Origin of the sequence: Streptomyces sp. NBC_00203 (genome assembly GCF_045206325.1) — a bacterium.
GTDB lineage: Bacteria > Actinomycetota > Actinomycetes > Streptomycetales > Streptomycetaceae > Streptomyces > Streptomyces lutosisoli.
The window spans coordinates 5,498,406-5,514,829 of sequence record NZ_CP108126.1; the positions used below are offsets into that span (position 1 = coordinate 5,498,406).

At 72.3% G+C, this 16,424-nt stretch carries 14 protein-coding genes; 9 read left to right on the forward strand and 5 right to left on the reverse strand.

All coding sequences use genetic code 11. The features are described from left to right. Window positions 1–26: 26 nt before the first annotated feature. The 5 genes from OG975_RS24730 to OG975_RS24750 all read left to right on the forward strand — a co-directional run bounded on the left by OG975_RS24730 (window position 27) and on the right by OG975_RS24750 (window position 7,991). The gene (locus tag OG975_RS24730) at window positions 27–1,247 is read left to right on the forward strand and encodes a hypothetical protein (RefSeq protein ID WP_406331529.1); all 1,221 of its coding nucleotides are present in this window, start codon (window positions 27–29) and stop codon (window positions 1,245–1,247) included. Next, window positions 1,244–3,202 carry an aminotransferase class I/II-fold pyridoxal phosphate-dependent enzyme gene (locus tag OG975_RS24735; RefSeq protein ID WP_406331530.1) on the forward strand — a complete coding sequence of 653 codons (1,959 nt, stop codon included), beginning with the start codon at window positions 1,244–1,246 and terminating at the stop codon, window positions 3,200–3,202. The genes OG975_RS24730 and OG975_RS24735 overlap by 4 nt, the downstream gene beginning before the upstream one ends. A gap of 4 nt (window positions 3,203–3,206) precedes the next feature. Next, window positions 3,207–5,231 (forward strand): DUF4910 domain-containing protein, encoded by a 2,025-nt coding sequence (locus tag OG975_RS24740; protein WP_406331531.1) that lies wholly within the window; start codon window positions 3,207–3,209, stop codon window positions 5,229–5,231. Next, complete coding sequence (locus OG975_RS24745) at window positions 5,228–6,259, forward strand: GNAT family N-acetyltransferase (protein WP_406331532.1); 1,032 nt, start codon at window positions 5,228–5,230, stop codon at window positions 6,257–6,259. Before OG975_RS24740 ends, OG975_RS24745 begins: the two co-directional genes overlap by 4 nt. A gap of 166 nt (window positions 6,260–6,425) precedes the next feature. Continuing rightward, window positions 6,426–7,991 (forward strand): protein kinase domain-containing protein, encoded by a 1,566-nt coding sequence (locus OG975_RS24750; protein WP_406331533.1) that lies wholly within the window; start codon window positions 6,426–6,428, stop codon window positions 7,989–7,991. Between the two features lie 78 nt (window positions 7,992–8,069). On the opposite strand, the gene OG975_RS24755 is transcribed toward OG975_RS24750, so the two are convergent. Then, the gene (locus OG975_RS24755; protein ID WP_406331534.1) at window positions 8,070–8,711 is read right to left on the reverse strand and encodes a hypothetical protein; all 642 of its coding nucleotides are present in this window, start codon (window positions 8,709–8,711) and stop codon (window positions 8,070–8,072) included. Window positions 8,712–8,939: 228 nt separating this feature from the next. Here OG975_RS24755 and OG975_RS24760 point away from each other — a divergent pair, with 228 nt between their 5' ends. Beyond that, on the forward strand, window positions 8,940–11,018 hold the full coding sequence (locus OG975_RS24760; RefSeq protein ID WP_406336441.1) for a molybdopterin cofactor-binding domain-containing protein: 2,079 nt from the start codon (window positions 8,940–8,942) through the stop codon (window positions 11,016–11,018). 18 nt (window positions 11,019–11,036) lie between these two features. Beyond that, the gene (locus OG975_RS24765) at window positions 11,037–11,492 is read left to right on the forward strand and encodes a (2Fe-2S)-binding protein (RefSeq protein ID WP_381249433.1); all 456 of its coding nucleotides are present in this window, start codon (window positions 11,037–11,039) and stop codon (window positions 11,490–11,492) included. Here the strand turns inward: OG975_RS24765 and OG975_RS24770 are convergent. Beyond that, on the reverse strand, window positions 11,467–12,390 hold the full coding sequence (locus OG975_RS24770; protein ID WP_406331535.1) for a helix-turn-helix transcriptional regulator: 924 nt from the start codon (window positions 12,388–12,390) through the stop codon (window positions 11,467–11,469). The genes OG975_RS24765 and OG975_RS24770 overlap by 26 nt on opposite strands. Before the next feature lie 227 nt (window positions 12,391–12,617). Between OG975_RS24770 and OG975_RS24775 the strand changes: the two genes are divergently transcribed. After that, window positions 12,618–13,016: a DUF5994 family protein gene (locus tag OG975_RS24775; RefSeq protein WP_406331536.1), complete on the forward strand. Its 399-nt coding sequence runs from the start codon at window positions 12,618–12,620 to the stop codon at window positions 13,014–13,016. Window positions 13,017–13,132: 116 nt separating this feature from the next. On the opposite strand, the gene OG975_RS24780 is transcribed toward OG975_RS24775, so the two are convergent. Together OG975_RS24780 and OG975_RS24785 are read right to left on the reverse strand one after the other, a co-directional pair. Continuing rightward, window positions 13,133–13,378, reverse strand: a complete 246-nt coding sequence (locus tag OG975_RS24780; protein ID WP_406331537.1) for a hypothetical protein — start codon at window positions 13,376–13,378, stop codon at window positions 13,133–13,135. Between the two features lie 47 nt (window positions 13,379–13,425). Beyond that, a complete protein-coding gene (locus OG975_RS24785) occupies window positions 13,426–14,715 on the reverse strand; it encodes an RNA-guided endonuclease InsQ/TnpB family protein (protein ID WP_406331538.1) in 1,290 nt (429 codons plus the stop codon). 28 nt (window positions 14,716–14,743) lie between these two features. On the opposite strand from OG975_RS24785, the gene OG975_RS24790 reads away from it, so the two are divergent. Beyond that, window positions 14,744–14,947 carry an Arc family DNA-binding protein gene (locus tag OG975_RS24790; RefSeq protein ID WP_406331539.1) on the forward strand — a complete coding sequence of 68 codons (204 nt, stop codon included), beginning with the start codon at window positions 14,744–14,746 and terminating at the stop codon, window positions 14,945–14,947. A gap of 83 nt (window positions 14,948–15,030) precedes the next feature. Here the strand turns inward: OG975_RS24790 and OG975_RS24795 are convergent, their stop codons facing one another. Continuing rightward, window positions 15,031–16,386, reverse strand: a complete 1,356-nt coding sequence (locus OG975_RS24795) for a hypothetical protein (RefSeq protein ID WP_406331540.1) — start codon at window positions 16,384–16,386, stop codon at window positions 15,031–15,033. Between the last annotated feature and the right edge of the window lie 38 nt (window positions 16,387–16,424).

Consider the following 16,424-nt stretch of genomic DNA (forward strand, 5'->3'; position numbering starts at 1 on the left):
GCACCCCCGGACGAATAGGAGAAACGGTGAGCACGGTCGTGTTCCGCAACAAGACCGGTGGTTCGGAGACCCTGTACGCGGCACCGGGCCAGAACCTCCTCGATGTGCTGCGCCTGCACGGCATCCCGGCCAACGCGGTGCTCGCGTACCGGAACGGGGCGGTGATCCCCGAATCGGCGGTCGTCGTCGAACCCGACGACGTCATCGAGGTCCGTCAGGTACGGCACTACGACCTCGACGTGCTGCGCAAGCCCAAGGAGCACGTCTACGCCGCGCCGGACCCCGTGTACTCCAAGTCCGTCCTGTTCGACCACGGCGGCACCCTGGAGCGCCGCACCGAGCAGCTCACCGCCGAGACCTTCGTGCAGTACGTCGAGGAGACCTTCGTCCAGAGCATCACCTCCGGCGGCACGATGCGCGCCGGGGACCGCGCCGTCATCGGACTGTCGGGCGGCCGGGACAGCGTCGCCTACCTCAAGCTGCTCGAACGCACCCGGGGCCGCTGGCCCGAGATCGACATGACCGCCGTCACCATCACCGGGCTGCCCGACTGGGACGAGCCGGCGACCTTCCAGATCGCGCTGGACTCCTGCGCGGGTCTCGGCCTGGAGCACACGATCGTGACCGCCGACGACGTGGCCGACGTGTTCAAGCTGCGCGAGCCGTTCGTCGACGTGATGAACAAGGTCGTCGCCGGCGAGCACCGCAACATGAACATGGTCATCGGCCACCAGGTGCTGCGCCGCATGCTGGAGCGGGAGGCCGGGCGCGCCGACGCCTCGGTCGTGGCGTTCGGCTTCAACGCCGACGACCTGGTGGCCAGCATGGTCACCTGGTTCACCACCGGATACCGGATGGGCGGCATCCCCGTCCGGGAACTGGGCGATCTGCGGTACGTGTTCCCGCTCTACCGCATCACCAAGAAGGAACTGACCCTCTACCTCGAACTCGTCGCGCCGGAGCTCAGCCGGCAGGGCGCCCCGGGCCGGTTCACCACCGGCTCCGACGAACGCTCCATGGCCTACGCGATGGCCGACCACCTGTACGACCTCTGGCCGGGCATCGACTACTACCTGTTCAACGCCTTCGAGAACGTGCAGCGCAGTCTGCTGCCGGTGGTCGACGACCTGTGCCGGGTCTGCGAGGGCCGGTATCTCCTGATGGAGGGCGTGCCCAACCCGGCCGGACTGTGTGACGTGTGCGGCTTCCTCCACCGGCAGGAGGCGCTGCGGGCGGACGCCGTATGACCGATGACGACGATGTGAGGGGCGGCGGTGCGGGCCGCCCCTGGTACCAGGACTTCTTCGGCGAGGAGTTCTGGGCCGTGGCGGCCCACGAGTACACCGCCGAGCGCACCGCGTCCGAAGCCGACTACCTGGCCGCCGTCCTCGACGCCTCGGCCCCGGGCCGCCGCGTCCTCGACCTGGGCTGCGGCACGGGGCGGCACGCGGTAGCGCTCGCCGGGCGCGGGTTCCGCATCACCGGCGCCGACGCCGGCGCGTGGGCCCTGCGGCAGGCCGCGGCGACGGCCGCCGCGGCCGGCGTGGAGGTGGAGTGGCTGCACCTCGACCTCTTGCGCGAACTCCCCTGGCCGGTGGGCGAGTGCGACGCGATCGTCTGCGTGCAGTCCTTCGGCTGGGGCAGTGACGCCCAGCAGCTGCGGCTGCTCAGGGAGGCCCGCCGGGCACTCGTCCCCGGCGGGCTGCTGATCCTCGACCACTCCAACGTCCTGACGATCGCGGGCCATTACGTGCCCGAGGCCACCTTCGAGACCGAGGGGCTGCGGGCCGTCTTCCGCCGCAACTACCAGGTGGCGTCGGGCCGCAGCGCCGGTTCGATCGAGGTTCGGCGCGGCGGCGCGGAGCCGGTGGTCATCCATGACGACGTACGGCTCTACCAGCCCGCCGAGGTACGGGACCTTCTGATCCGCGCCGGGTTCCAGGTCGAGCGCGCCGACGCCGACTTCACGGCCGGCCGGGAGGCCGCGCTCACGACCAGATACGTGCAGTTCGTGGCCCGCAACCCGGAGGGCGCGGACACCACCGCGATCACGGCGTGGGAACGGCCCGCCGGGGGGCTTGTCGGATCTGCCGGATCTGCCGGACCGGGGGATGCGGTCGGCCCCGGGGATGCCGTGGACCTGCGCTGGTCGCCCGACGAGATCGACTTCGTACGGTCCTCGGTCGACCGTGCCTTCCAGGGGGTCACCGCCGACGCGGCGCGCGCCTACCACGTGACCGACCCCTACGCCGCCGCACAGGCCGCGCCGGTGCTGTCCGAGCACTTCGGCCTCGACCTCCCCCCGGACACGGTGACGGCCGGCACCGGAGCCACCGGTCTGCTGCACGCCTGCGCGGCACTGGCGCAGCCTGGCCCGGTGCTGCACCTGCGCGGCGGTCACCCCGACCTGCCGCGCTGGGCCGCTCGCCTGGGCACCGAGGCCGTCGCGACCCGGATCGAGGACCTGGCCGCCGACCTCGACCGGCACACCCCCTCGGTCCTCGTGCTCGACCGCCCGACGATCACCGGGGACCTGTACGGCAGGGCGGCGCTGGACGAGATCGCCCGGGCCGCCCGCGCACACGGCACGACCGTGGTCCTCGACGAGGCGTACGCCGTGTACGCGGGGCCGGACGCCAGCTGCGTACCGGCGGTCGCCGAGCACGACAACCTGATCGTCGTGCGCAGCATGTCCAAGGGCTACTGCTGCGGCGGACTCCGGGTCGGCTTCGCGGTCGCCGCCCCCGCGCTGACCAGGCGGCTGCGGGAGGCCGCGCCACCGCTGGGCGCGAACGGCTACGGCCTGGCCGTCTCCCTCAACCTGCTGGCGCAGGGCGACGTCTTCGCCGCGCTGCGGGCCAGGATCGCCGAGGTGAAGCCGGAGATGTCGGCGCTGCTGCGGGGGGCGGGGCTCGCGGTGACGCAGGGGGCCGCCTGTCTGCCCTGGGTGACCGCGCCGGCGGACGACACGGGCGGGGCCTTGGTCGAGAAGCTCGGGCTGAGGGTCAAAGAGGTGGAGGGGCAGGGGTTTTGGGGCACGGGTGCGGAGTCGGGGACCAATGGGGATGGGCTGTCGGGTACGGGGGCTGCCGGTCGCGGGCCGTCCGGACCGGAGAGCGGCGGCAGGCTCTTCAAGATCGCTGTCCCGCTGTCGGACGCCCGGCTCACGGCGTTCCGCGCGGCCTTCGCCCAGGGCGGGTAGTAGCTTGAGCGGCCTCAGTGGTCCAAGTGGCCTCAGTGGTCTGGTCGGTGACATCCACCAGGCCATCGACGCCGACGAAGCGATGCGCTGGGTCGCCCGGCTGGCCGAATGGGACCGGTACCAGGGTTCGGCGGGGATCGCCGAGGCGGCCGACTTCGTCGCGGGTGAGGCCGAACGCGTGGGGCTGGCCGGCGTCGAGGTGCTGAGCTTCCCCGCGGACGGCACGACCGCGTGGTGGACGTACACGGCACCCTCCTCCTGGACACCGCGCGCCGCGCACCTGTCGCTCAACGGCCGCCCCCCGCCGGTCGGTTACCCCGCACAGCCCTACGCCCTCGCGGCGAACTCGGCGGCCACGGACGGCGAGGTGCCGCTCGCGCTGCCCCAGGAACCTGTCTGGCCGCCGGGCGCGCTGGTCCTCGTCGGGTCGGCGGCCGGCCTCGGCCCCGGCCTGTTCGCCCGGATGCGGGCCGAGAAGGCGAGCGGGTTCTGTGTGACGACCCATCCCGACCGGCCCGAGCAGGCGGGGCGGGTCGAACTGCCCGGCGACAGCGCCCTGTTCGGCTTCAGCGTGTACCCGGCCCAGCTGGACGAGCTGCTCCGTGCGCACCGGCGGGGCGAGCGGGTCCGGGTGGTCGTCGACGTCGACACCGGCCCCCGGCGGATGCCGGTCGTGGTCGCCCGTACCCCGTCGGGCTCGGCGGCGGAGGGCGACGCGTGTCTGCTCGGCGCCCACCTGTGCCATCCGGCTCCCGGGGCCAACGACAACGCCTCGGGTGTCGCGGCGGCACTGGCGGCCGGACGCGTGCTCGCGGGGCGGTCGCTGCGCCGTCCCGTCCGGTTCGTCTGGGCACCCGAGTTCGTGGGCCTGGCCGCCTACGTCCACCGGGCGGTCGAGGAGGGCACCCGGCCGCTCCCCGCGATGGCGGTCAACCTCGACATGGTGGGCGAGGACCAGCACCGCTGCGGGGGCCCGCTGATCGTCGAGTACGGCCCGGAGTACCTCCCGCACTACGCCAACGCCCTGGTCGAAGCCTGCGTACGGGCCCTGCCACCCGCCGCGCGCTCCTACAGCGGTGCCGTCGGCTGCGACACCTGGGCCTGGCGTACGACACCGTTCGTCGGCGCCTCCGACCACGCGATCCTCGCCGACCGGGCGATCGGCGTCCCCGCCGTACAACTGGGGCACTGGCCCGACCGGTTCAACCACTCCGGTGCCGACACGCTCGACAAGGTCGATCCGCGGGAGCTGCGCAGGTCCGCCGCGATCGCGGCGTCCGCGGCAGCCGTCGCGGCGACGGCCGGCGGACGGGACGCCGACCGCCTCGCCCAGCTCCTGACCCGCTGGACGGCCCGCCGGATGACCGCCTGCCTGCCGTCCGCCGACGGGCCGTCCTCTGACGGGCTGGGCGGAGACGGGTTGGGCGGGGACGGGTTGGGTGGGGATGCGTCGGGCGCGGACCAGTCGGCCGTCGCCCGGCTGACGCGGCGCTGGCACTACGGCCGGGACGCCCTGCGCACCTTGCGTCCGCTCGGGGCGAGCCCGCGCGTGCTCGACCGGCAGGCGGAGCTCCTCGCCGGGCTGCACCGCACGCTGTCGGCCGCCTGGGACGACGGTCTCGCGGAGCACCGGCCGCCGGCGCCGCGCGGTCCGGGCCTGCGCAGGGCCTGGCCCGGACCCTTCAACCTCCGGGCGCTGATGGGAGCCATGGCGGAGAAGGACCGCCAGTGGTTCCTGGAGGAGCTGACCGTGGACCGGGGCCGCTGCTACGCCGCCGCGATGGCCCTCGCGCAGAGCATCGACGGCACCGCCGACGCGGCGGCCGTCATCCGCACCGCCGAGCTGGACTCCGGCATCCGGCCGGCCGCACCGGACTTCGGCGAGCGTTTCCTGGCGGCGATGACCAGGGCGGGCTGGGCCGACGAGGTCGCGCCGGACGAGGCCGCGCCGGACGGGCCGCCGGTCACCGGACCGCACGAAGAAAGACCGGTCATCGGGCCGCACGAAGAAAGAGGGGTCACGGCATGAGCACGAGCGGGCCGCGGGTCACCGTCGCCGAATCCATCGACGACCTCGACACCGCCCAGTGGCAGCGGGTGGCCGCCTCGGCCGCCGCCCCCGTCCACTACACCCCGGAGTATCTGCGGGCCTACCAGGACAACCCGCTCCGCCCGTACGCCGCCGTCCGCTATCTGACGGCCGTCGACGCCGGGCGGACCGTCGCCGTGCTGCCGTGCTATCTCGACAAGCAGGGCGACCCGTACGGCTTCCTGAGCGCCGTCGGCATCCCGGAGGCGGACGGCCCGGCGCTCCTCGGGCACAACTGGTACTGCTACGACACCCGTGTCCCCGTGCTCGCGACGGACGAGGAGCACCGCGACCGGGTGCTCGCGGCGATGCTGGACGCCCTGGTGGAGCTGGGGGCCCGCGACGGCGCGCGGGCCACGGGTCTCGTCAGCGTCGCGGAGGGCGATCCGCTGCTCGCCGTGGCCCGCGGCAAGGGGTGGCGGGTGGCCCCGATCGTCACCCGCTTCCAACTCCCGCTCCAGGGCGTGACGACGTACGACGACTATCTCGCGAGCCTGGGCGCGAGGACGCGTCGCAACATCCGCCAGTACCTGCGCCGCGCGGCCGACGCCGGTGTCACGACGTCCGTCGAGGCCCCCCGGCCGGACTTCCTGCGCACGGTCTGCGACCTCACCCGCCGCACGGCCGCCAAGTACGGCAGCGCGGACATGTATCCCGAGAGCGCCTTCATCGACTTCGTCATGGCCCTCGGCGACCGCGCCCGGGTCGTGCGCGTCGACCTGGGCGAGCGGACGCCGGCGGCCGCGGTGGTCCTGCTGGACGACCAGCGCCTGCACATGTGGGTGGGCGGCACCACTGACGCCACCGTCCAGGGCTTCAGCCCCAACTACCTCATGTGGGCCACGGAGATCCGCGCCGCCATCGAGGCGGGCAAGCAGTGGGTGGAGGGCGGCCGGAGCAACCGCCCGATGAAGGAACGCCACGGCATGAGACCGCTGCCGCTGTACGCGTGTGTCGCCCCCGGCTGACGAACGAGCCCTTTGACCAGGGGCACAGTCCGCACAGGATCCGCGCATGGCCCGCGCCACAGTGTCCGTAACCCGCGCCGACTATGGTGTCGATGCGCGCGATGCGAATCGAACGCGCAGGGGAGCACCGAGCAGGGGCACCAAGAACGTCGGCAAGGGGCGCGCAGTGTCGGACGAGGGGCGGCTGATCGCCGGCCGCTACCGGTTGATCGACCGGATCGGCCGCGGTGGCATGGGCACCGTGTGGCGCGCCGAGGACGAGGTCCTGAGCCGTCAGATCGCCCTGAAGCGGCTGCACGTCCAGCCGCACCTCACCGATGACGAGCTCGCCACCCTCTACGAACGCACCCGCCGCGAGGCGCGCAGCGCCGCCCGTATCGCCCACCCGAACGTGGTCGTCGTGCACGACGTCGTGGACGACGGGGGGCTGCCCTGCATCGTCATGGAGTACGTCCCCTCGACCACCCTCGGCGCGCTGCTCAAGGGCGGTGAGGTGCTGGCGCCCAGCGAGGCCGCGCGCGTCGGCCTCGGCATGATCGCCGCGCTGCGCGCCGCGCACGCCGCCGGGGTGCTGCACCGCGACGTCAAGCCCGGCAACGTACTGCTGGGCGCCGACGGCCGTGTCGTGCTCACCGACTTCGGCATCGCGATGACGAGCGGCACCTCCACGCTGACGAAGACCGGCGAGATCGTCGGGTCGATCGACTACATCTCGCCCGAGCGGATGAAGGGCCGCAACTCCGGCCCCGCCGCGGACCTCTGGGCGCTCGGCGCGACCCTGTACCAGTCGGTCGAGGGACGGCCCCCGTTCCGCAAGGACACGGCGGTGGAGACGGCGTACGCCATCGTCGTCGACCCGCTCGCCCCCATGAAGGAGGCCGGTTCCCTCGAACCCCTCATCGAGATGCTGCTGGCCAAGGACCCGGCGGAGCGGCCGTCGATGGAGGAGGCGGAGCGGGCGCTGCGGGTCGTGGCGTCGGAGGCTCCGACGCAGTCCCACGCCCAGTCCCCGTCGCAGCCGGACCGACAGCCGGACCGACAGCCGAAGCGGCAGCCGAAGCCTCAGCCCGCGCCGACACGGTCCCTGCCCGCGCAGCCGTCCCCTCCCGCCCCCTCCGACAACGTTGGCGGCGGCCGTCGCAAGCGGCGAGCCCTCGTGCCGAGCCTGATCGCCGTGACGGTGGCGGGCGCGGCCGTGGCGGGCGGTCTGTACGTGGTGTCGCACCGGGACAGCGGCCAGGGCACGCACGCCGCCTCGGCGTCGTCGACACCCACGTCCGCGCCCGTCCCCGAGGGCTTCCACCTGGTCACGGAGAAGACGCTCGGCGTCTCCTATCCCGTCCCGGACGGCTGGAAGCGCGGCAAGGCGACCTCCGAAGCGGTCACCTACACCGACAAGACCGGCCTGGCGGAACTCACGATCGGCACGGTGGACCCCGCGGGCCCGAACCCCGAGTCGCACTTCAAGAACATGGAGGCGAACACCAAGATCAACTACCCCGGCGGGCGGTACCGGAAGATCCGTATGGAGCGGACGACGTTCCAGGACAAGGCCGCGGCGGTGTGGGAGTTCACCTTCCAGGGGCGGGCGCGCGTGTTCCGCGCCATCGACCTGGGCTTCGGGCAGGAGGGCGCCAAGGAGTACGACATCTACGTGTCGGCGCCGGACGCCCAATGGGACACGTACCGCCCCGTCTTCGACAAGGTCAAGGCGGGCTTCACCATCGGCTGACGTCCGCGTACGTACGTCTTGTGCACGTGCGCCTTGTGTACGTACGTCCTGTGTCCGTACGTCTTCCCGCCGAGGCCGTCAGCCGCCCGACGCCGCCGACGCCGGCCCCACGTGCCGCACCCTGATGTGCTTCGTGCCGAAGGCCTTGGCGATGACGGGCCTGGCCTTCGCGGGGTTGTCGACGCCCACGAACACGAAGCCCCGGACGTCCGGGCCGACTTCGCGCAGCTCGAAGGTGCCGTCCCAGCGGTTCATGTCCGCGCTGATCCGGTCGGACAGGGCGGTGAGGTCCTTCTCGCTGATGTCGGTGTCGTGCAGGCGCACGGTCACCCCCTTCTCGGCGGCGCCGCAGACGTCCGCGTCGAACGCCTCGGAGGGGATGCGGTACACGTCCGTCGCCTGGTGGGCCTGGTCGACCGACAGGCCGGTGTAGACGGTCCGGTAGTGCTTCTCGGCCCGCTTCTCCACGTACGCCATCACCCGGTACAGCGGGGTGCCGTCCGGGTCCCCGTGCTTCGGCCCGGGCAGGCTGCCCACCGGCTGCTTCCCGACGCACACGGTCGGGTCCTTGGGCTTGGCCGGGTGTGCGGGCTTGCTCGATCGCGTGTGGACGTCCGCGACGTTCTGGCCGCCGGTCTCGGTGCCGCACCCCTGAAGTGCGACGAGCGCGACGGCGCCCGCGATGGTGACGCCCGTGGCTGCCTTGCTTCGTCCGCGCATGGTGTCCCTCCCCGTTGGACCGATCGGTACATCGGTACTGGGACGCGGATAGGGGCACATGCGTTCATGCCGACGGGTAGGCAACCCCGAAGAGGCCGCGCCCCTCTTACCCACCAGCCGAATACACACCGGTTACACACCGGCCGACTACGCACCAGCCGAACGAACCCGGGTACGACGCACCGAAAGGACTGTCTGTTGGCCCGTCCGCTGTCCCGCCGCAGGTTCATGGTCTACACGCTGGCGGCGTCCACCCTGACCGTCGCGGCGCCGCTCGGCTGCGACGGATCGTCGGCGGAGGGCGTCGAGCCCACCGCGGCGGGCGTCCCCACCCCGTCCGACGTCCTGGTGACCGGCGCCGACGAGGAGATGCTGGTCCTGGAGGTCACCGCGGCCAACAAGGTGGTCGTACGGCTGCCCCGCGTCGAGGTCGGCCAGGGCATCACGACCGCCGTCGCCATGATGATCGCCGAGGAGCTGGACGCCCGGCTCGCCGACGTCGACATCCCGCTCGCCGAGGCCCGGACCAAGGGCAACCAGTACACCGGCGGCTCGAACTCGGTCAGTTCGCTGTACGGGCCCGCCCGCGAGCTGGCCGCCACCGCGCGCGCCAAGCTGGTGACGGCGGCCTCCCGGCGGTGGCACCTCCCGCCCCGCCTGCTGCGCACCCGGGACACGATGGTGGTGGCCCCCGACGGGCGTACGGCCACCTTCGGGTCGCTGACCGAGGCCGCCGCGCGGATCCGCCACCCGGCCATTTCCGCCAAGCCCAAGCCGGCCTCCAAGCACCGGGTGATCGGGCAGCCGACGACCCGGATCGACGCGCGGGACATCGTCACGGGCCGGGCGAAGTACGCCGGGGACGTGTCGGCGGCCGGGGCGAAGCCGACCGTGGTGGCGCGGCCACCGACACTCGGCGGGAAGATCGTCACGGTCGACGACCGGGCGGCCCGTGCGCTGCCGGGCGTCCACGCGGTCGTCAGGATCGCCGGCGGTGTCGCCGTGGTGGCGGAAACCTTCCACCACGCCTTCAAGGCCAGGGACGCCTTGCACATCACCTGGGCCCCGGGCCCGCTCGCCGCCCTGTCGGACACCGCCATCCGGTCCCGGCTGCGGGCCGCCGTCCCGCCCCTCGGGACCCCGCTGCTCGGTACGACACAGGTGACGGGCGAGTTCGAGTTCGCCTTCGTCAGCCACGCCCCGATGGAGGTGCTGACCGCGGTGGCCGACGTACGCGCCGACCGCGCCGAGATCTGGTTCTCCTCCCAGACGCCGATGGACGCGCGCGACAGCATCGCCTCGGAGGTCGGCCTCGACGCGTCGAAGGTCCGGGTCCATGTCATGCGCGGCGGCGGCTCGTTCGGACGGCGGCTCAATTACGAGGCCGCGATCGAGGCGGCCCAGATCTCCAAGGCCGCCCACCGGCCGGTGAAGCTGATGTGGAGCCGCAACGACGACATCCGGCACGGCAGGATGCGCCCGGCCAGCCACCACCGGATCCGGGCCAGCCACGCCGGCGGCAGGGTGGTGGCCTTCACCCACATGACGGCTTCGGTGAACGAGGCCTACGACGACTCCGGTGCCACCGTTCAGGGAGCGGTGGCGGGCGGACCGCTCCCCAGCGACAGCGGCCTGTACAACTTCGGGCGCGTCACCGGGGACTCGGGCGGGGTGGAGCTGGCGATGCCGCTGGGCGCCTGGCGTTCGGTGGACTCCGGGACGACGCGGACGGCGGAGGAGATCGTCGTCGACGACATCGCGCGGAGCCTGGGCAAGGACCCGGTCGCGTTCCGCCGTACGACCCTGATGAGCAAGACCGTCAAGGCCGTACTCGACAAGGTCGCGACCGCCGGGAACTGGGGCCGGACCATGCCGGACGGCCATGCCCAGGGCGTGGCCGTCCACGAGGAGTACGGCTCCTGCGTGGCCGCTCTGGCCGAGATCGACGCCTCCGACCCGAAGAACCCCCGGGTGACCAAGGTGGTGATGGCGGCCGACGTCGGAACGGCCGTCAACCCGCGCGGCCTGGAGGCCCAGTTGATGGGCACCGCCGTCGACGGCATCTCCACCGTGCTCCGGGCCGGCCTCCACATCGACCGGGGCGCCGTCCGCGAGGGCAGCTTCGCCGACTTCCACTGGGCCCGCCAGCGGCACGCCCCGCTGCACTTCGAGGCGCACATCCTGCCGTCGCGGCGGGACCCCGGCGGGGCGGGCGAACTCGGCGTCCCGGCCGCGGCCGGCGCCGTGGCCAACGCCTACGCCCGCGCGACGGGCACCCGCCCCCGCCGCTTCCCCCTCAACTTCTGAGACGGATCTGGACTGCCGATGCCCTCCTACTCCTTCGTCGTCAACGGGAAGCCGGTCACCGTCGAAGCACCGGCCGACATGCCGCTGCTGTGGGTCCTGCGCGACCTGCTCGACGTCACGGGACCCAAGTACGGCTGCGGTGTCGGCGTCTGCCGTGCCTGCACCAGCCATCTCGACGGCGCGGAGATCCAGCCCTGCGTCGTGCCGGTCGCGGACTGCGCGGGCCGCAAGGTGACCACCATCGAAGGCCTGGCCGACGGCGACACGCTCCACCCGGTCCAGCAGGCCTGGCTGGACTGCGACGTCTCCCAGTGCGGCTTCTGCCAGCCCGGGCAGATCATGGCCGCGGCGGCCCTCCTCAAGAAGACGTCCAGCCCGACGGACGCCGACATCGACCGCATCGAGAACGTCTGCCGCTGCGGGACCTACTCCCGGATCCGCGAGGCGATCAAGAAGGCCGCCGCCCAGGACTGACGGGTTGCTGTCCGGCACCGCTCGGCGAGGCGTGCGGGTCCTCGGCCTTGTCGAGGAGGACCAGCGCGGCGTACTCGGGGGTGCCGGGTTCGGCGTAGTACGCGACCAGGCGGTGGCCGGACGTGCCGTCGAGCTGCATGCTCTGGTAGCCGAGGGTGAGGTCGCCCACCGCGGGGTGGTGGAAGGTCTTGTGGCCGTGGGAGTGCCCTTGGACGTCGTAGCGCTCCCACGGGCGGGCGAAGTCCGGGCTCTTGAGGAGGAGCTCGTCGACGAGGTGGGCGAGGTCGGGGGCGTCCGGATCGGTGCCGGCCAGGGCGCGCAGCCGGGCGACGCAGCCGCGGATCTGGTTCTCCCAGTCGTCGAACAGCTCGCGGGCCGCGGGGTGCAGGAAGACGTACCGCACGATGTTGCGTTGCCGCACCGGCCAGTCCGCCAGGCCGGCCATCAGATGCAGCCCGCCGGGGTTGGTGGCGACCAGCTCCAGGGTGCGGCTGACCACGTGTGCGGGGTAGGGCCGCATGCCCTCCAGCAGCAGCCCGACGCCGGAATGCACGGAGCTGCTCGGGGCGGACGGCGCCCCGGACGTGCCGCGCGCGGCGCACGCAACCAGGTCCCGCAGATGATCGCGCTCGCCGTCCTCCAGCAGCAGGGCGGCGGCGAGGGCGTCGACGACGGACGGGCTGGGGTGGGTCTCCTTGCCGCGTTCCAGGCGTGTGTAGTAGTCGATGCTGACCCCGGCGAGCGTGGCCAGCTCCTCCCGGCGCAGCCCCGGCGTGCGGCGCAGCCCGACGCCCTCCGGAAGACCGACGTCGGCGGGCGTCACCCGGGACCGGCGGGCGCGCAGAAACCGCCCCAGCTCGGTGCCACCGCCGCCACCGCCGCGCTGCTCACGTGCCATGCGATCCAGTGTGGCAGCCCTGTGACCTGCGGGACAGCAACGTGGGGGGCCCTGTCACACCCCCGGACACGACTCCTTGGGTACGGGGCGGAGCGTGCGGGGAACCCCGGCGCTTGGTGAGCGCCAAGTCGCCGGTACGAGCTGCGAGTTCGCAGGACTCCGCCTGCCCGCCGTGCAGAGTACGGTGGGGAGCAACCGGGGCCGTGGTCCCAGACAGGAGCGCCTTCATGGCCGCCGTCCGTCAGATCCCGCCCTTCCCGCCCGTGGCCCGTGTGCGGCTGGCGCCGCACAGCGTCTCGCCGCGGCGCATCGACGGGGCATGGTGGCCCCGCACACGCGATCTGCTCTCCGAACTCCCGTCGCTCATCGGCGCGTTGCCCAGCGGCTGGGGGCAGATCACCGGTGTCACCGTGCACACGGCGATGTGGGCGGCGTCGCCGGGGCGGATGCTGGTCGCCAACCACGTCGTACGACTGCGCAGGGAATCGGGATCCCGCGACCGCCACACCATCTGTCTGGTCAGCCCGGGCCACGGCCGGTGGGACCTGCTGGTCGTGCCCCCGGAGGTGGCCGCGGCCGACGCCGAGCCCTTGATGGAGGCCGCGGCGGCCACCGCCACCCACTGACGGGGGCGGTGGTGGCCGCCGCCGGCGACCGCCACACCCGTAGGCAGGCGACCGCTCGGGTTCATCGTGCGGGCGGCACCGAGATGGTCGGCGATCCCGCTGTGGTGGCCAACGGGTCAGCTGGAGAAGTACAGGTACTTCCAGGGCCCGTACGTCGTCGTGTTCACGGTGTCGCCGGACGAGCTGTTGACGTACGTCGACCGGATGCGCGCCTTGATGCCGGACTGCCCCGGCGCGTCCAGGGACACGGCCGACTTCCCGTCGGTGCCGAGCGCGAAGTACTGCGGGTCGTCGGAGTGCCAGCTGCCGCCCGAGTAGACCTGGAGGTCGAAGCGCTGCTTGCGGCCCTTGTAGTAGGTCATCGTGGTGGTGAGCAGCGGGGCGGTGCTCTTTTGACATCCTCCCCCTCTTAAAAGAGGGGGATTCCAACCCAGTTGGGTTGAGGTTCACGGGCGCTCGAACGGCTGTTGGCCGTTGTCACCCCTCCGGCACCGGCTGAGCGCCGGGGGCGGGGAATCCCGCCCTGTCCTGCCGCGACGTTGACTGCTGCGTTGCTGTCCGCGTTGCAGGTGAAACCACAGAAGGAACAGACGAACTCGGCTTGGCTCTTGCGCGAGTTCTTGTCGATCCATCCGCAGGTACTGCATCGCAGGCTGGTGTAGGCGGCGGGCACGTCCTCGACCCGCCCGGGAGCCTTGTGCTCGGTGCGCTGCCGGAGCAGGCCCCAGCCCTGGGCGAGGATCGCCCGGTTCAGACCGGCCTTCTGCCGCACCCGCTTGCCCGGCTCCTCCCCGGTGCCCTTCGCCGAGCGGGTCATGTTCTTGATGTTCAGCTTCTCGAACCGCACCAGGTCACAGGTACGGGCGAGCATGGTCGAGGTCTTCTCGCACCAGTCCCTACGCCGGCCTGCCTCGCGGGCCCTGAGCCTGGCGACCTTGGTGTACTCGGCGGTCTTCCGCTCGCTGCCCTTAGGGGCGCGGGCGGCGCGCCGCTGGTGCTTGCGGATCTGTGCCCGCTCCTTGACTGTGAGCTGCGGGCAGTTCAGCTTTCGCCCGTCCGACAGGGCGGCGGTGATCGTCACACCACGGTCGATACCGATGACCTCACCGGTGCCCGGGGCGTCGATGGGGTCGGGGATGACCGCGAAGGCGATGTGCCACTGGCCGTGGTGGTAGGTGACCCGGAACGTCTTCGCATCGGGCAGGTGGGGGCGGGTGAGGCGGAAGCGGACCCAGCCGCAACCGGGCACCTTGACCTGCGCCCAGCGGCGGTTGAGTTTCCGCACGACGACGGACCGGCCCATGACCTGCTTGCCGGTCTTCGGGTTGACCTTGGCCGTGGCGTCGTCGTTGAACTCCGCAACCCGGTCGGTGCCGATGACACGGAAGCCCTCATGCCGGAACTTCTTCCGCCAGGTCGCCTCACCGAAGCCCGAGTTGAACCGGGCGTTCTTGGCCTTGGCGAAGTCCTTGAGCGCCTGCTGCTGTACGTCGGCGTTTCCTTCGCGCAGCCACTCGTTCTCGCGGCGGGCTTCGGTGAGCTGACGGCACTGCTCAGCGAACCCCGGCGCCGACTTTCGTCCGGGCTGCCAGTGCGAATGCTGCTCGACAGCCAGGTTCCACACGTACCGGGCGTGCGCACAGTGCAGGAGCATCGTCCCCTCCTGCTGCGGCGTCGGGTACATGCGGAACCTTGCCATGGGACCATTCTAGCTCAAGAATGGTCCCATGAAGCATGTGAACCTAAGACTCCCCGACGATCTGCACGAACAGGCCCGAGCCGCCGCCGACGCCGACGACCGCTCCCTGAACTCCTGGTTGGTCACCGTCGTGCGACGCGCCGTCACCCTGGACGAGACGCCGAATCGCCCTGAAGGCGATTCGGCCACCCCTGCCCCGCTACGCGGTAGCGGGCATTCACCCCGGCCCTGAAGGACCGGGCACCCCGCCCGAAAACGAGGTGAAAGGTGTTTCCCATGGGTCTCCCATGAGCTCCCCAAGGCGTGCGTGCGGGCTCACCAGCCGGTGAACAGCAGGTGATTGAGGGTCAACGCGAGGATGGCCTGCGCCGCGAGCCACGCGCGCGGCCGGGGCAGGAACGCGCACGCCGCAAGCAGCCACATCGCGAACGGCAGCCAGATCCGTTCCGTCTCCGCCTTGCTCATGCCGGAGAGGTCGGCGGCGAGGAGGGCGAGCAGGGCGGCGAACACCAGGAGCGACAGGCGGGGTTCGGCCGCGAGGGTACCGGGGGTACGGAGGCCACCGCGGACGCCCGTGCGTACGGGGGCCGCGCCCGCCCGGCGCAGGCCCGCCACCGTCGCCGGGCCCACGATCAGGACCGTACAGGCGAGGTTGGCCCACACCCAGTAGCCGTACGGCCGGACACCGCCCGCCCCTTCGTAGTAGCGGGTGACCAGCAGCCGGTACGCCTCCCACCAGTCGAAGCCGAGCAGTGTGAACACCAGCGGTACGACGGCGAGTCCGGCGAGGACGTACGGAAGCGGGCGCAGCCGCCGGGAGCCGAGCAGCACAGCGGCCGCGGCGACCACCGCGAACAGGGTCAGCCCGTACGAGAGATACGCGGTGAGGCCGAAGAGCAGCCCTGAGGCGAGGCCGGCCGCCCGGGGCCGGTGTCCCGTGACCGCGAGGGCGAGGAACGCGACGGCCCAGGCGGCGACCGCGGCGAAGTAGCCGTCCGCGGAGGTGCCCATCCACACGGCGGCCGGGGCGATGACGAGGAAGGGGGCGGCGCGGCGGGCGAGAGCGTCACCGGACAGCGTCCGTACGGTGACGAGGACCGCGACCGCCGCCGTCGCCCCGACGGTGATGCACCAGACGCCCGCCCATGCTCCGCCGCCCAGCCCGATCCGGTCGAGGAGGACGAAGGTGAGGGTGGCTGCGGGCGGATGCCCGGCGACGTGCGCGGGCCAGTGGCCGGGGGAGTGGATCAGGATGTGGTGGGTGAAGTCCCGCAGGGCGGCGGGGATGTCGTGGAAGCGGTTCACGGGCTCGATGACCTGGAGATACTCGTACTCGGTCGTCAGCCGCCGGGCGATCCCGCGCTGCCAGCCGTCCACCAGCGCGAGCGAGAACGTCCACGCCATGGCGGTGCCCCAGACGGCGCACAGCAGCGCGCGCCACGGCAGCCTGGCGGCGAGGAGCGGCCCGTACGCGACGACGGCGACGGCCACCACGAGCGCGGCCGGGGTGCCGGGACCGACATGCGGATCCCAGTGGGCGTACAGCGGCGGCCAGCCGACGTGCAGCGTGCCGTCACGGTGCTCGATCGCGGTGCCTGTCAGGACGGCGGCCGTGACGAGCAGGGCGGCGGCCAGCACGGCGGCCAGATCGCGGAGAAGATCGCGGTTCACACCGGCACGCTAGGCCGCGGGCAGCCCGTCGCAGCCGC

Coding starts and splice junctions, on each gene's coding strand:
- OG975_RS24775 (WP_406331536.1), top strand. CDS start 12,618: ATGGCCGCCGTCCGTCAGATCCCGCCCTTCCCGCCCGTGGCCCGTGTG.
- OG975_RS24760 (WP_406336441.1), top strand. CDS start 8,940: ATGGTCTACACGCTGGCGGCGTCCACCCTGACCGTCGCGGCGCCGCTC.
- OG975_RS24790 (WP_406331539.1), top strand. CDS start 14,744: ATGAAGCATGTGAACCTAAGACTCCCCGACGATCTGCACGAACAGGCC.
- OG975_RS24745 (WP_406331532.1), top strand. CDS start 5,228: ATGAGCACGAGCGGGCCGCGGGTCACCGTCGCCGAATCCATCGACGAC.
- OG975_RS24770 (WP_406331535.1), bottom strand. CDS start 12,390: ATGGCACGTGAGCAGCGCGGCGGTGGCGGCGGTGGCACCGAGCTGGGG.
- OG975_RS24785 (WP_406331538.1), bottom strand. CDS start 14,715: ATGGCAAGGTTCCGCATGTACCCGACGCCGCAGCAGGAGGGGACGATG.
- OG975_RS24755 (WP_406331534.1), bottom strand. CDS start 8,711: ATGCGCGGACGAAGCAAGGCAGCCACGGGCGTCACCATCGCGGGCGCC.
- OG975_RS24735 (WP_406331530.1), top strand. CDS start 1,244: ATGACCGATGACGACGATGTGAGGGGCGGCGGTGCGGGCCGCCCCTGG.
- OG975_RS24765 (WP_381249433.1), top strand. CDS start 11,037: ATGCCCTCCTACTCCTTCGTCGTCAACGGGAAGCCGGTCACCGTCGAA.
- OG975_RS24780 (WP_406331537.1), bottom strand. CDS start 13,378: ATGACCTACTACAAGGGCCGCAAGCAGCGCTTCGACCTCCAGGTCTAC.